At 56.6% G+C, this 14,981-nt stretch carries 14 protein-coding genes; 4 read left to right on the top strand and 10 right to left on the bottom strand.

Translation table 11 applies throughout. The features are described 5' to 3' along the window. From ccoP to ccoN, 4 genes are read right to left on the bottom strand one after another with little or no spacing between them, the layout of a single operon-like run. Complete coding sequence (gene ccoP / locus ISN39_RS34405; RefSeq protein ID WP_194732404.1) at positions 1–864, bottom strand: cytochrome-c oxidase, cbb3-type subunit III; 864 nt, start codon at positions 862–864, stop codon at positions 1–3. Position 865: 1 nt separating this feature from the next. Next, a complete protein-coding gene (locus ISN39_RS34400) occupies positions 866–1,018 on the bottom strand; it encodes a CcoQ/FixQ family Cbb3-type cytochrome c oxidase assembly chaperone (protein WP_022719054.1) in 153 nt (50 codons plus the stop codon). 9 nt (positions 1,019–1,027) lie between these two features. Further along, a complete protein-coding gene (ccoO, locus tag ISN39_RS34395; protein WP_194732403.1) occupies positions 1,028–1,762 on the bottom strand; it encodes a cytochrome-c oxidase, cbb3-type subunit II in 735 nt (244 codons plus the stop codon). Positions 1,763–1,770: 8 nt separating this feature from the next. After that, entirely contained in the window at positions 1,771–3,393 is a 1,623-nt protein-coding gene (ccoN, locus tag ISN39_RS34390) for a cytochrome-c oxidase, cbb3-type subunit I (protein WP_194732402.1), read from the bottom strand. Positions 3,394–3,631: 238 nt separating this feature from the next. On the opposite strand from ccoN, the gene ISN39_RS34385 reads away from it, so the two are divergent. The 3 genes from ISN39_RS34385 to ISN39_RS34375 all read left to right on the top strand — a co-directional run bounded on the left by ISN39_RS34385 (position 3,632) and on the right by ISN39_RS34375 (position 6,957). After that, a complete protein-coding gene (locus ISN39_RS34385) occupies positions 3,632–4,363 on the top strand; it encodes a helix-turn-helix domain-containing protein (RefSeq protein ID WP_194732401.1) in 732 nt (243 codons plus the stop codon). A gap of 25 nt (positions 4,364–4,388) precedes the next feature. Further along, complete coding sequence (locus tag ISN39_RS34380; RefSeq protein ID WP_194732400.1) at positions 4,389–6,320, top strand: PAS domain S-box protein; 1,932 nt, start codon at positions 4,389–4,391, stop codon at positions 6,318–6,320. A 196-nt stretch (positions 6,321–6,516) separates the two neighbouring features. Further along, positions 6,517–6,957 (top strand): pseudoazurin, encoded by a 441-nt coding sequence (locus ISN39_RS34375; protein WP_194732399.1) that lies wholly within the window; start codon positions 6,517–6,519, stop codon positions 6,955–6,957. Between the two features lie 373 nt (positions 6,958–7,330). Here the strand turns inward: ISN39_RS34375 and ISN39_RS34370 are convergent, their stop codons facing one another. The 6 genes from ISN39_RS34370 to hisC form a co-directional block, all read right to left on the bottom strand. Continuing rightward, entirely contained in the window at positions 7,331–7,555 is a 225-nt protein-coding gene (locus tag ISN39_RS34370) for a hypothetical protein (protein WP_194732398.1), read from the bottom strand. Beyond that, positions 7,556–7,729, bottom strand: a complete 174-nt coding sequence (locus ISN39_RS34365; RefSeq protein ID WP_194732397.1) for a hypothetical protein — start codon at positions 7,727–7,729, stop codon at positions 7,556–7,558. It abuts the gene before it with no gap. A gap of 9 nt (positions 7,730–7,738) precedes the next feature. Next, positions 7,739–7,888, bottom strand: coding sequence for a hypothetical protein (locus tag ISN39_RS34360; RefSeq protein WP_194732396.1), 150 nt, complete (start codon positions 7,886–7,888; stop codon positions 7,739–7,741). Between the two features lie 272 nt (positions 7,889–8,160). Then, positions 8,161–9,513, bottom strand: a complete 1,353-nt coding sequence (gene hemN / locus ISN39_RS34355) for an oxygen-independent coproporphyrinogen III oxidase (protein WP_194732395.1) — start codon at positions 9,511–9,513, stop codon at positions 8,161–8,163. 321 nt (positions 9,514–9,834) lie between these two features. Then, positions 9,835–10,863 carry an LLM class flavin-dependent oxidoreductase gene (locus ISN39_RS34350; protein ID WP_194732394.1) on the bottom strand — a complete coding sequence of 343 codons (1,029 nt, stop codon included), beginning with the start codon at positions 10,861–10,863 and terminating at the stop codon, positions 9,835–9,837. A gap of 420 nt (positions 10,864–11,283) precedes the next feature. After that, complete coding sequence (hisC, locus tag ISN39_RS34345; RefSeq protein WP_194732393.1) at positions 11,284–12,399, bottom strand: histidinol-phosphate transaminase; 1,116 nt, start codon at positions 12,397–12,399, stop codon at positions 11,284–11,286. A gap of 740 nt (positions 12,400–13,139) precedes the next feature. Between hisC and glmS the strand changes: the two genes are divergently transcribed. Then, complete coding sequence (glmS, locus tag ISN39_RS34335) at positions 13,140–14,966, top strand: glutamine--fructose-6-phosphate transaminase (isomerizing) (RefSeq protein WP_194732392.1); 1,827 nt, start codon at positions 13,140–13,142, stop codon at positions 14,964–14,966. The last annotated feature ends 15 nt before the right edge of the window (positions 14,967–14,981 follow it).

Raw genomic sequence — 14,981 nt, 5'->3', positions numbered from 1 at the left:
TCAGGTCCCACCGCCCAGCGAATGCACGAACACCGTCAGTTCTTTTATGGTCGTATCGCCTAGGCGGCCGCCCCACGCTGGCATCACGCCGTGCTTGGGAGCCGTCACCTGGCGAACGATCGAATCCTCGCCACGTCCTTTGAGCCAGATCGCGTCGGCGAGGTCGGGCGCGCCTATCTCAGCGTTGCCCTTGGCGTCTTCGCCGTGGCAGGCCGCGCAGTTGTCGAGAAATATCTGCTTACCGGATTCGGCGAGTGCCGGATTGGAAGGAATGTTGGTTAGGCCCCACACATATGCTGCGACCTGCTTCGTCTGCTCCGGCTTTAAGATGTCGGCGAAGGCCGGCATTTGCGAGACGTTCGTGTCGGCGTCGCCGTCGAAGCGAATGCCATGGGCGATCGTCGTCTGAATCGTCTTGAGATCGCCGCCCCATAGCCAGTCATCGTCGTTAAGATTGGGAAATCCCGGTCCGCCGCTAGCGCCGGAGCCATGGCAAGGTACGCAGTTGACCTTGAATGCAGAACCCCCGCCGGCGATCGCGAACTCGCGAAGGGCCGAATCGGCGTCGATATCCTGGACGGACTTAGCCGCGATCATCTCTTGGAACGCCATCTTTCCAGCTTTGGCATGGTTGAGATCCTGCTGGAGCTCGCCACGGCTCGAGAAGCCAATGTACCCCTTCGTGGCGGACGTGATCATTGGGATTGCCGGATAGGCGGCGGCATATCCGATCGCCCAGAGGATCGTCGCACAGAATGTCCATACCCACCACCTGGGCATCGGGGTATTGAGTTCGCGAATGCCGTCCCAGTCGTGTCCCGTGGTTTCGACGCCGCTGATTTCATCGATATGCTTTTTCGACATCTCAATCATCCTCCAGCGGAATAGCGGCGACTTGCTTTTCGGACTGCTTGCTACCGGGACGGAGCGTGAAGACGACTGCGCCTAGAAAGAACACCGCCATCGACAGAAGGCCCCAACTGTCGGCGAAGTGCCGCATTGCCGTGTAAGTTTCCATTGGTTCACCTCATCGGTAGCCGGTGGCGTCGTCATAGGTCGAGAAGTCGACCAGCGTCCCGAGCATTTGCAGGTAGGACACCAGGGCATCCATTTCGGTTAGCTTCCTCGGATCGCCATCGAAGTCGCCGACCTTTGCATTCGGATAACGCTGGAGGAGCGCGGTAGTGTCGGCGCTCGGATCGGCCTGCGCCTTCATGTCAGCCTCGGCCTCGGCAAGCATGTCGTCCGTGTAAGGCACTCCGACGTCCTCGTTGGCCTTGAGATCATCCATGCCGACTCTGGCAGTGATCTCGTTTTTCTTGAGGAACGCGTATTTGGGCATGATCGATTCAGGCACGACTGCTCTCGGATCGGAGAGGTGCTGGAAGTGCCATTCGTTCGAATAGCGGCCGCCGACACGAGCCAGGTCGGGACCGGTTCGCTTCGATCCCCACTGAAATGGATGGTCGAACATGGATTCGGCCGCGAGAGAATAGTGGCCGTAACGCTCCACTTCGTCTCGGAACGGCCTGATCATCTGGCTGTGACAGACGTAGCAGCCTTCGCGGATGTAGATGTTGCGGCCAGCTAGCTCGAGCGGTGTGTATGGCCGCATCCCCTCCACCTTCTCGATCGTGGTCTGGAGATAGAACAACGGAGCGATTTCGACGATGCCGCCGATGCTGACTACTAGGAGCGAGCAGACCAGAAGGAGTGTGGCGTTCTTCTCGAGGATTTTATGTTTGTCCAATATCGATGCCATTTTTCACCTCACTCGGCATGCTGCGTCTGGGGCACGTAAGTGGTCGGAATAGCTGCCTCGTTCCGCAGGCGGCCGCGGATCGTCATGAAGACGTTCCATGCCATCACGAGACCACCGGCGAGGTAGAGGCCGCCGCCGACGACGCGCAGCACGTAGTATGGGAACATTGCGGCCACTGTCTCTGCGAAGGAGTACACGAGAAAGCCCTGCGAATTATACTCGCGCCACATCAGACCCTGCTGGATCCCTGCGACCCAAAGAACGGCCGCGTAGATAATGATGCCAAGAGTTGCCAGCCAAAAGTGCCAATTAACCATGCGAAGACTGTAGAGGCGCTCCCTCCCCCAAAGCTTCGGCGTCATGGAGTAGATCGCACCGAAGGTGATCATGCCGACCCAGCCAAGCGCGCCCGAGTGGACGTGACCGATCGTCCATTCCGTATAGTGACTGAGTGAGTTGACGGTCTTGACCGACATCATGGGACCCTCGAAGGTCGACATCCCATAAAAGGCGATTGCCATGATCATCATGCGGATGATGGGATCGGTGCGGATCTTGTCCCAGGCGCCCGACAGCGTCATCAGGCCGTTGATCATGCCGCCCCACGAAGGCATCCACAGCATGACCGAAAAGACCATGCCGAGCGTCTGGGCCCAGTCCGGCAGCGCAGTGTAGTGCAGATGGTGCGGCCCGGCCCAGATATACATGAAGATCAGAGCCCAGAAATGGATGATCGACAGCCGGTAGGAATAGACCGGGCGGTTCGCCTGCTTGGGAACGAAATAATACATCATTCCGAGGAAGCCGGCCGTCAGGAAGAAGCCGACGGCGTTGTGGCCATACCACCACTGCGTTAGCGCGTCCTGGACGCCAGAAAACAGCGAGTAGCTCTTCGATCCCAGGAAAGAGACGGGAACTGCAAGGTTGTTCACGACGTGCAGCATTGCGATCGTAACGATGAAGGCGAGATAGAACCAGTTCGCCACGTAGATGTGCGGTTCCTTGCGCTTCAGGATCGTTCCCAAGAAGACGACGAGATAGGCGACCCAGACGATCGTCAGCCAGAGATCGAGATACCATTCGGGCTCTGCATATTCACGACCCTGCGAAATTCCGAGAATGTAGCCGGTGGCAGCCATGACGATGAACAGCTGGTAGCCCCAGAAGACGAACCAGGACAGACTGCCGCCGAACAGGCGGGCATGACAGGTACGCTGCACGACGTAAAAGGACGTCATAATAAGGGCGTTGCCGCCGAACGCAAAGATCACTGCGGAGGTATGAACCGGGCGCAGCCGCCCGAAGTTAAGGTAAGGCGCGGCGTTGAGTTCCGGAAACGCCAGCTGCGCCGCAATGATAACGCCGACGAGGAAGCCTACGACGCCCCAGAAGACGGTCGCGATGAGGCCGTAGCGTATGACTTCGTCAACATAGCCGGACGTGTCGACCTTATGCTGCCGTCCGGCAGGTGAAAAATCGAACTTCCTCATGAGCAGCATAGTGCCTGCAAATAGACAGAAGCACAGTATCGCCATATGGACAGCGAAGAGATGATCGCGAGCGAATGCTGCGCCGAGCAAGGCTAGAAACGCGCCAACAGCAACCACCATTGTTTCATTTGTGTATTTCATGATGTCGTCCCACTGCGCAGACGACCGCACGGCGGCGGCCGGCGCTCTCGCTACTATGGACAGCACTGTCATGGACCGGGTGCCGGCTCCTTGATCTAAATCAACGAAGCGCTTGTTTGGGACCGACTGCCGTGGCCGTTACAAACTGTTACAAACTCTCACTTTTTGGCACGCTGCCATCATTCCCGTGTGACTCGGCTAACGTCAGATGTCCTCATTGACCACGGGAACACGATCAATGCTGATGCAGAAGAATGCGGCTTTCGAAAACAACGAACTTACAAACGAGCCGGTTCGCACGGCGACGTCGCTGTCCTCCCTATTCCTTTTGTCCGCTACGGAAACGGTCGCTGCGGGCAAGGCGATCTGCTGGGAGGGTGATAGCGTCAAACATCTTTTTCAGGTCACCGAAGGCGTTGTGCGTCTGCATCGTATCATCGGAGAGGGTCGGCGCGTCATCACCGCGTTTCTTTTTTCCGGTGATCTCATCGGTGCGTCTCTTCAAAGCGATATCCTTTTCACTGCAGAAGCGGTTACGGAATGCAAAATTCGCCGCATCACCAGGAAGGCCTTCCTCGACGAAATCGCCCGCTGCGAGTGCCTCCGGCCAGAGTACATCGCCCTGCTGTGCCGCGAAGTGGCAGCAGCGCAGGATCACATGGTGCTGCGGTCGAAGAAAAATGCAGAAGAGCGCCTTTGCAGCTTCATCCTGAAGCTCGCGACACACGCCGAAAACGACCTCAATCATCGCCTGCTGCGCGTTCCCATGAATCGCCAGGATATCGCCGACTACCTCGGCCTCACCATCGAAACCGTTTCAAGGACCATCACCAAGCTTGCGTCGCGCAACATCGTAGTTCCCGAAGGCCGGCATGCCTTGAGGATCATGAATTTGGACCGTGTGGTTCAGCTGTCGGGCAATGCTGATGATTTTTTGGAAAAAACCTGCCACAGCGTTAGCCTCCTTTAACGCAAGTCAACGCAGGTCCGCAGCCATGCCACATCGTCTCGTTTCGCCGAGAACCGCATCCTATCAGGAACTCGATGCAATGGTGCATGTCTTGGATGGGGCGGATATCATCATCCACCGCTTCGACGGAGTGATAACCCACTGGTCGATCGGCTGTGAAAACATGTATGGCTGGATGCGCGAAGAAGCCGTTGGCGAAACCGTGCACGAGCTCCTGGCGACCCGCTCTCCGGAACCGATCGAAAGCATCCGCAGCCAGCTGAAGTCCCGCGGTTTCTGGCAGGGCGAGGTCGTCCATCGCAATAAGAACGGGCATGATGTCCATGTCGTGTCGAGACGCGTTCTCGTGAATCTTCTCGAAGGCGGCTCTGCGATCATCCAGGCAAACAATGACATCAGCGCCCTGAAACTGGCTCAGGAGGCGGTCACCGCGCGCGAGGCACACCTGACTTCGATTCTGGATACGGTGCCTGATGCGATGATTGTCATCGATCACGAAGGCAATGTCCTGTCGTTCAGCAAGGCCGCCGAAAGGCTATTCGGCATGCCGGCGGATGATGTTCGCGGGCACAATGTCAGCAAGCTGATGCCGAACCCGTACCACAATGACCATGACGGCTATATCGAGCACTATCTCCGGACAGGCGAAAAGCGCATCATCGGCTACGACCGTGTCGTAACCGGTCAGCGCGCTGACGGCACACAGTTTCCCATGGAACTGCATGTCGGCGAGGCTGCCGGGAACGGGCAGCGCATCTTTACCGGTTTCGTGCGGGATCTCACCAGTCGTTACAGAATCGAGGAAGACCTCCGGCAGGCTCAGAAGATGGAAGCAGTTGGACAACTGACGGGCGGAATCGCCCACGATTTCAGAAACCTCTTGACCGTGATCAGTGGCAATCTCGAGATGATCGAAGACAAGCTTCCGCAAGGCCGTCTTCGTGACATCTTGCAGGAAGCCCAGGAAGTTACCGCCGACGGAGCGAAACTGACTGGGCAGTTGTTGGCATTCGGCAGGCGCCAGCCTCTCAATCCGCAGTATGATGATCTTGGACAGCTCGTCACCGGCTTTTCCGATCTGCTTCGCCGGACGCTTGGAGAGAATATCAAATTCTCCACCGTTATCGCGGGTTCAGGACTAGGTGTTTTGGTCGACAGCTCGCAGCTGCAGAACGCAATTTTGAATATTGCATTAAATGCAAGAGATGCCATGCCAAAAGGCGGGAGCCTTACGATGGAGATTTCGCGCGTCCATCTCGATGCCAATTGCGCCAAGATGTATCCCGAGGTCCGGAGTGGCAATTTCGTCCTGATCTCGATGAGCGACACCGGCCTCGGCATGACGGACGAAGTCAAGAAGCACGCCATCGAACCGTTCTTTACCACGAAGCAGGCGGGTTCAGGCACTGGCCTCGGTCTCAGCATGGTGTATGGCTTCGTCAAGCAGTCCGGTGGGCATCTCCAGCTTTACAGCGAAGTTGGCCGCGGCACCACGGTCAGAATCTATCTGCCTGCCATGGCAGCGAGCCAACAGCCGGAATGCATCCAGGAAAAGCCTGCTGTCGCGGAACCGCTACCGGGCGGATCAGAAACAATTCTGGTCGTTGAGGATGACGCTCGTGTTCGCCGCGTGGTGGTCGCAAGGCTCTCGTCGATGGGCTACAATATCTTGGAAGCGGAGAACGCGCAGCGAGCCGTCGAAATACTCACGCGCGAAGAAAATGTCGCGTTGCTATTTACCGACATCGTAATGCCTGGCGGCATAACCGGCGATGAGCTTGCGAGGAAGGCCCGCATCCTGCGGCCGGGTATAGCGGTGATGCTGACCTCCGGATATTCCGAGCCTGGCGTGGCGGGCCGCGACATGGTGTCCGCACAAAGATGGCTACGCAAGCCCTATTCCGCAAAGCAACTTGCCCACAATGTACGCGAACTTCTCGACACGGTTTCGACCTAAGTCATCCCCCTGATTCCTATGAGATTGCGGATGTTTGCATATGCTTCCAAGCTGACGAATAATACTCCCCACGACGCACGCCGAAACAAAACAGCGGGACTCGCTCCAATTTGACCGCCGTCAAGGAGCGCAGCAGCTCCCCGTTGTATCCCTATGGCCGAGGTCAAGCCGACCTCGAAACACAGGAGATATGGAGATGCGTTTGAAATTCGGTCTTACCGCTGCAACGGCAGCGCTGATTGCAGCCCCGTTAATGGCAGCAGAACATCAAATTCAGATGCTGAACAAAGGTGCGCGAGGGGACGCCATGGTCTTTGAACCTAGCTTCGTGAAGATCGCACCCGGCGATACGGTCACCTTCGTACCGACTGACAAGGGCCACAACGTGGAGACTTTCAAGGGACTGATCCCCGAAGGTGCTCCGGAATTCAAGTCGAAGCCGAGTGAGCAGTACCAGGCAAAATTCGACATTCCTGGTGCTTATCTCCTTAAATGCACGCCGCACGCACGCATGGGGATGGTTGTGCTCATCCAAGTGGGCGACAATCCGTCCAACCTTGATGCAATCAAGATGGCACAGGTTCCGAACACGGTGCGCAAGCGGCTGAATGCAGAGCTCGCGCGAGTGACCCAGTAACGGCCTCGGCCGCGCGGATGGTGATGCGATCCATGCACACCATCACCGCGCAAAGTCCGGATCAGATTTACCCGCTGTGACCCTATTCAATAGCGCGCAAGAACTGCTGAAAGGGTTCCGTCCAGGTAGGCAGCCACCCGCGCCAGAGTCCATATTAATTGCAAGTCACACTTTTGCTGCAGATGTCAAAGCTTCAGCCATTCAAGGGACAGGCGGCTACCGCGCTCTCAAGATAACTCAATATCGACCGGCTGCCGAACAGCACGCTGCTCAGTGCCGCGCGGCAAACAAGATGAGAATCGTCGCTAATTCAGATTGCCCGCGCTATAGCTCAGACAACGTGGCGATCACCCTCATGATCTCCTGCTTAGATTTAATATGCTCTCGCATCGAATGGAGAAAATGAACGGAACATATAGGCGGTGGCATCTGAGGAGAGATGGCATCTGCCACTCTTCAACGCCTCAAATGCATTGGTCACCTGCTGTGCAGCATCCCGGTTCATGCTCCTGCTCGTTTTCCGTCGCAGTTCGGCATCCATTTGCTCGCAGTCGCTCGTGATAAGACTTAAACCACCAGAGAGAAGCCGCTCTTCCATTTAATACATCCGGTCCAATAGCGGCATCAGATCTGTCGCCATATGGTTACAGATCGCCTCATCGACACGACAAGGAAGAAAATCGGCAATCGCCTCGAGGATGCCGCACCAAGCCAGCAGCTGAGCGTAGGACGTTTTCAGTTCCGTGAAATCCGGCGGGATCTGCATATTCATTCTCTACCTCTACAGTAACAGACTGGCCGCGATCGCGATGGCTGCCTGAGCGGACGAAACGATGCCTGTCCGCTGCAGGACTCCCATGCGATATAAGGCAATCGCGAACAGCACGATCACCGGCGTTACTATGGAAAGGCCTATCTGCGCGTCAGTCATCCCGTTATCCTATGCAAAAACCATGGGACGGAAGACGCACCGTTCCTTGCGTTCGCTCAAAGAAGCCGCCAAATCGTCTCTAACCTAAGCCTCCATGACGGAAACATCAGCACCTGACCCGGAGGTCAGACGCAGCCACCTCAATTAAACGAATATAACTCTTTAAAATGCGACTATGATCAACTTCTGGTTATACTCAGACGTCCACCGTCGGCGATTTATCGTCATCGCGAAAACTAGGGAAGGCTGGAAATTGGGGCTTCTATTTCCAGCTAAGCGGCCTTGCTGTGTGTCCTTCCATACGACCCAAAGTAGGCATCGAAAGCAGCCGCCACCGCCCTCACCATGAACCGGGCATTCTGCTCTACGGTGATCAGGCCATCGCGGATGAATGCGACGCCGTGCGCCTCCAGCTCCTTCAGGCTCTCGTTCCGCTCCACAAGGAAGTCAGGATCGTATCCGAACTCCATGCTCAAGCTGGCAAGATCGACCTCGAAGTCACACATCAGGCGTTCGATGACCTTGGCGCGGAAATTGTCCTCGCGCGTCAGCCGGTATCCCTTCGCGGTAGGCAGCACGCTGGAGTTCACACGCTCAGCGTAACGACCAAGCGGCACATGATTTTGAACGTAGCCGGTCGGAAGCCGTCCGATGGCGGAAGCGCCGAGGCCGATGAGGGTATCGCAGCTGTCGGAGGTGTAGCCCTGGAAATTTCTCCGTAGCGTTCCGTTTCCGGATGCAAGGGCAAGCTCGTCTTCCGGCAGCGCGAAATGGTCTAGACCAATCCTTGCATATCCCGCCTTAACCAGCTCGCCCGCTATCGCCTCGGCCTGCTCATTGCGTTGCCACGCATCGGGAAGTGTCTTATCCTCGATGAGACGCTGGTGCTTCTTCAAGGAGGGGATATGGGCATAGCCGAAAACCGCCAGCCGGTCCGGCCGCATCTCTATGGCAAGTTTTACAGTATCGACACAGGACCGGACGGTCTGATGCGGAAGGCCATATATCAAATCGAAATTGATACTGGAGACGCCCGCAGCCCGCAGCTTGCTCACTGCCGTTTCCGTCTGATCGACCGTTTGAATACGATTGATCGCCGCCTGCACGACGGGATCAAAACTCTGTACGCCGAGGCTCGCGCGATTGACGCCGTTCTCACCCAATGCATCGACCATCGCCGCTTTGAGGGTCCGCGGGTCGATCTCAACTGCGATGGCAGCGGCGTCTTCGAACTGAAACGCACTCCTCAACTTTCTCATCAGGAGCGCGAAGTCATCGGGGTTCACAATGCTCGGCGTACCGCCTCCGAAGTGTATGTTGTTGACAGGCACGGCGTTGCCCGCAGCGAAAGCGACAAGTTCGATCTCCTGGCTCATGACATCCAGATATTCGATGACCGGTGCGTCGTGTCGGGTAATGCTCGTATGGCAGCCGCAATACCAGCACAAGGATCGACAGAAAGGCACGTGGACATAGACTGAGACGGGTCCGGCAATGCCCACTTCCGCAAGGCCTTTCACGTAATCGTCAGGCCCGACGGCTGCAGAAAAAGCCAGGGCGGTAGGATAACTCGTGTATCGCGGCAGCCGGGCGTCTCCATATTTCTCAATCAGGGAGTCAGACATCTTCAGTTCCGTCATTAAGGTTTGTGAGGGCCTTATGCCGCCGCCCGACTAGCCTTTCCTTGTCGCAAATCAATAACGCTAGCCGGCCAAGAACAAATCGACAGATATTTGCTCGCTATTAAGCAGTCGATGCCCGCCTGACTTTGTACACCATCTATCCAACTGGGGATGCCTCGATCCTCAGCGTCGCGACATCCTCAATTTGCAGGGAGTGCGGGGGCGCATGGCAATGGAGACACTAATTACCATTAGTTCCCGCAGGCTGCATGGGAAGGTCAAGCGGCGCTTCCATATTCCTAAGTTCGCAGGCTATTGCCACAGTCAGCCAACTCGATCCATGATTTCGGTTTGAATGGCCACGGCGGTGTATAGGGAATCGTCCAAGGGCAGATCTCCAAACGCGAGTTGACAAAGAAGATAGTTGGCGCCCGCCTGCTCCAACTGATCAAGAAGGGTTCGTCGCACAAAAGCTGCCGTTCCTACCACGCACAATTCACTCTCTATTGCTGCATCGAAGGTGAGCGGCAGGTTTGATGGAATTGGAATCGCATTGACATCGTAAAGGAACTTGAAGCTCTTAAGCCATCGTTCGTAAGCAGGTGCCGCGAGCGAATAGGCATGCTCGGCAGAACGTCCGACTACTACCATTCGAAGCAATCCGAGAAAGGGCGATTCATCGCCCGCGTCACCGATTTTCCCTCGATGGGAGCGGAAGGCATCAGTAATTTTGCGAACAACGGACGCGGGTCCTAGGCACGCGATATTCGCGCCATTCGCAGCGGCCCAACACGCAGACTCGGGTCGATTCGTGGCGATCCATGTAGGCGGATGCGGCCGCTGATGAGGCCGCAGTGTCAAAGGGACGTTGTTTAGCTCAAAATGGTGGCCCTGGTAGGATAGGGTGCCGCCCTTCATCGCCTCGACAAGGATTTCGCTCGCTTCGACGTAGCACTCTGGCATCGCGTCTGCACCGATCCCGAAATAACCCAATTCGGCCGGGAGAGAGCCGCGCCCTATGCCCAGATCGAGCCTACCACCGCTCAATTGGTCCAGCATACAGATCTCTTCAAACGCGCGCAGCGGGTGATAAAGGCTAAGCAGCATGACCAGAGGGCCGACACGAAGTTGGCGGGTGCGCTGTGCGACGCTCGATAGGAACAAATTCGGCGATGGAGCCGTCCCATGCGGGGTACAATGGTGCTCTGCGAGATGATACGCATAAAAACCGAGCCGATCACAGGTCTCTGTTAACCTCAAGCGATCTGCGTATTGTTGTGCGATATCGCGACCGTCCTCGTCCAAGTGATCAAAGATGCCAACGGTTAGCTTAGAAGAAAAGGCATTTCTCATTCCGCTATCTCCAACTTTCATGCACAGAGCTTCAGGCGTGATCCAAGCGACCTAAGACTTGAAAACTTGGCTTGACATGACTTATGCTTGCCTTTGACTGTTGTTCCGGCTGGGCCCAGAGCATTGAGGTATCTCGACGTTGGGCACCTGTGCTTGCACTTTCGGCTCTTGCTGAAAGGCTCATCAGTAGGCGCCGCCCCCGCTCTGCCCACGATGCATCCTTAAGGTTTCCAAGGATATCGGCCCAGGTGCCCAGGGTTTGCAGTTAGAACGGAGGCATACCTTGAGGTAAGGCATTGGCAAGCACCGGCATTCACCGAAGCAAGCCGGCCTATGGGACCTACTTTCGGAGGTGTAGACAATCGGCCAAAGCAGTGCGGTTCTCGCCGTACCATCTTGCCGCACAGCACAGAGCAGAGACTAATGAGGCTTCACGGCCGACGCTCGAGAACTCTCAGCCCCCAAAATGTCATTGACCGCCTCAAGAAACGCATCCATTTGCGCTTTTGTACCGATGCTAACGCGGATGCAATCTTTCAGACCCTCATCAGGGAAGGCGGCAACGAGTATCTTTTTCCGTTCCAAGGAGGCTTGCCACCAGATGCCGTCTCGTCCAGCTGGCACACGGGCCAGCAAGAAGTTTGCCTGCGAGGGAGTTACGGAGAATCCAAGTTGCGTCAGCGTAGCGCTCACTCGCTGTCTCTCATCCCTAATATGTTTGTGATTCTCTTCGTAGGCGGCCCGATGCGAAAGGATGCTGACTCCAACCGCATGGCCTATCGCGTTCATGTTGAAGACGTTCTGGATGTTGCGCAGCCTGCCGATGACCTCAGGATGACCGAGGCCGAACCCAACGCGAATGCCTGCGGCGGCATAGCTTTTCGAAAATGTTCTTAAGAGCAGAAGGTTCGAATAACGGTTAATGAGACGCAGAGCGCTGTCAGGTGCAAAGTCCACGTAGGCCTCATCCACTACGATCAAGCGGTCGGATTGTGCTACAAGGCGTTCGATGTCGGCAATCGGAACAAATGTCCCAGTCGGGTTATTCGGATTGGCTAAGAGAATGAATTTAGCATCTTTTGCAGGCCCGAAAAGCAATTGCTCGATCGGCAATGATTGAAATTCGTCACATCCGATTTCGAGAAATTTAGCATCCTGCAGCGCGGCCAGTTTGCGGTTGAACGAAAACCCTGGCGACATCATCGCCACAGTGTCACCTGGAGCAAGGAATGCCCTATAGATGAGCCCGAGAAGTTCAGACGATCCGTTCCCGGCGATCACCTGATCCCTGGAGAGATCATAGGCTTTGGCGGCTGCTTCCCTCAAGCCGTTGTTGTCATCTTCTGGATATAGATACTGCCGTTCGAGCGCCGCAACAGCGCTCTGCATTACGGGTGACGGCAACGCGAATGGATTCTCATTCGTGTTTAGTTTGATGCAACTAGCATCCGGTGCTGTCATGGATGGCAAAGGATCCAGCTGCCTGCCCAATTGCGAAAGACAGGAAAGTACGCTCTGCAGTTTTGCATCAGACAAATTTTTTCTCCGTTTCAGTCGCCAAGGGCAGTCGCATAGTCGGTTTCGCCCGGCTACTCCTTATTCACTTCCGCACCGGTTAGAATGACTGTGTCCTAGTAGGATTCGGTAAGTGCGGTAAAACTATTTGTTTTCATGCGTCCTATTTGCCAAACGGATACACCGATATGCGCCTCAGGCTTTTTGATCTAGTCTCCTCCGTTAGGTTCGACGCTCTGATCGCCAAATGCACCCTGACAGCGGCGCACGCACTCTAGTCAACCCCATTGGGCGCTGTCACGCGGCGGCGGGCTTAGTCCTGCGATGAGCTATTACAACTGGGTCAACGAATTGTTTCGATAGTGCTACCAGCAAAGTCAGATCCTCGCTCGGGACCAGGCCGATCCGAGCAACGAGGATTCAATTCCTCGGTAGGGAGCTAGCGGGGCTAGTTCGGGCCTTGCATTGCAAACAGTTCGTCGCCGAAATAGGTGCGGTGCCGCGCGATCGTTGCGCTCACGGCCGGCTGACTGGGGTGGGTGCTTCGGGCGGCCGTGTGCCGCGTTCGGTCGAGCGCCACGAACAAGGCCCTCAAACGCATCTCAATGTATCCATAGGGTGGATGATAGTTATCGCTACAATCAATTTTACCAATCTTGCCAAATGCTATTAGGAGATCCGAAGGAAGGCGCGCCGGGCGGGCGTCCGTCCTCGCGATTACTGCGTCGGCTAAGGCTGCCGGGATGAATACGGAGACGAACATGTGCGGGATTGTTGGCATCGTTGGGCAACAGCCAGTGTCGGAGCGGCTGGTCGACGCGTTAAAGCGTCTCGAATATCGCGGCTATGATTCGGCCGGCGTTGCGACCATCACCGAGGGCGCTTTGCATCGCCGCCGAGCAGAGGGCAAGCTCGTCAATCTCAAGACGAGACTGAAGGAAGAGCCGCTGAGTGGCACCATCGGCATCGCCCACACGCGCTGGGCAACCCATGGGGCACCGACAGAATGCAACGCGCACCCGCACTTTAGCGACGGTGTCGCCGTCGTCCATAACGGCATCATCGAAAATTTCGCCGAACTGAAGGACGAATTGGCGGCGGCAGGGGCGGAATTCCAGACCGACACCGACACCGAGGTCGTTGCCCAACTTCTGGCAAAATACCGGCGGGATGGTATGGGGTGCCAGGAGGCGATGCATGCTATGCTGAAGCGCGTCAAGGGCACTTTCGGGCTTGCCATCCTATTCCAGGATGATCCATCGACCATCATTGCGGCGCGCAATGGGCCGCCGCTGGTGATCGGCCATGGCGACGGCGAGATGTTCCTGGGCTCCGATGCGATCGCTCTTGCTCCCTTCACCAATGATATCACCTATCTAGTCGATGGCGACTGGGCCGTTATCGGGAAAACGGGAGTGCAAATCTTCGATAGCGAGGGCAACGTCGTCACGCGCCCACGGCAGATCTCGATGGCTACCGCCCATCTGGTCGACAAGGGCAATCATCGCCATTTCATGGAGAGGGAGATCTACGAGCAACCGGAAGTCGTCGCCCGTGCTCTTGGCCACTACGTCAACTTCATCGACAATCGCGTGGTGCCCGTTTCCGACGGTTTCGATTTTGCGAAGGTTGCGAGCCTCGCCATCTCTGCCTGCGGCACTGCCTATCTGGCGGGCCTGATCGGCAAATATTGGTTCGAGCGCTATGCGCGCCTACCGGTGGAAATCGACGTCGCCTCCGAATTCCGCTATCGCGAAATTCCGCTGTCGCCGCAGTCGGCGGCGCTCTTCATCTCGCAATCGGGTGAGACCGCCGACACGCTCGCATCGCTCCGGTATTGCAAGGAGCACGGCCTGAAGATCGGCGCCGTCATCAATGCCCGCGAATCGACCATTGCCCGGGAGGCCGATGCCGTCTTCCCGATCCTCGCCGGCCCGGAGATCGGCGTTGCCTCTACCAAGGCATTCACCTGCCAGCTTGCCGTCCTCGCTGCGCTCGCCATCGGCGCAGGCAAGGGGCGCGGCACGGTCACCGACGATGAGGAGCAGGCACTCGTCAAGAGCTTGACCGAGATGCCGCACATCATGAGACAGGTGCTGAACAGCATCCAGCCGAAGATCGAGCTCCTCTCGCGGGAACTGTCGAAATGCCGTGACGTGCTCTATCTCGGCCGCGGCACGAATTTTCCCTTAGCGATGGAGGGCGCGCTGAAGCTCAAGGAGATTTCCTATATCCACGCCGAAGGCTATGCGGCGGGTGAATTGAAGCACGGTCCGATCGCGCTGATCGACGAAAACATGCCGGTCATCGTCATCGCCCCACATGATCGGTTCTTCGACAAGACCGTCTCGAATATGCAGGAAGTGGCCGCCCGGGGTGGTCGCATCATTCTCATCACCGATGAGAGGGGAGCTGCGATATCCAAACTCGATACGATGCACCGCATCGTGCTGCCTAGTGTCGAGGAGATTATCGCGCCGATGATCTTCTCGCTGCCGCTACAGCTTCTTGCCTATCACGCGGCGGTCTTCATGGGCACAGATGTGGACCAGCCGCGCAATCTCGCCAAATCGGTCACCGTCGAATGATTGTGACGCTTTCAG

It is taken from the genome of Rhizobium sp. 007 (assembly GCF_015353075.1).
Lineage (GTDB): Bacteria > Pseudomonadota > Alphaproteobacteria > Rhizobiales > Rhizobiaceae > Rhizobium.
This window is presented reverse-complemented; position numbering and strand designations above follow the sequence as displayed.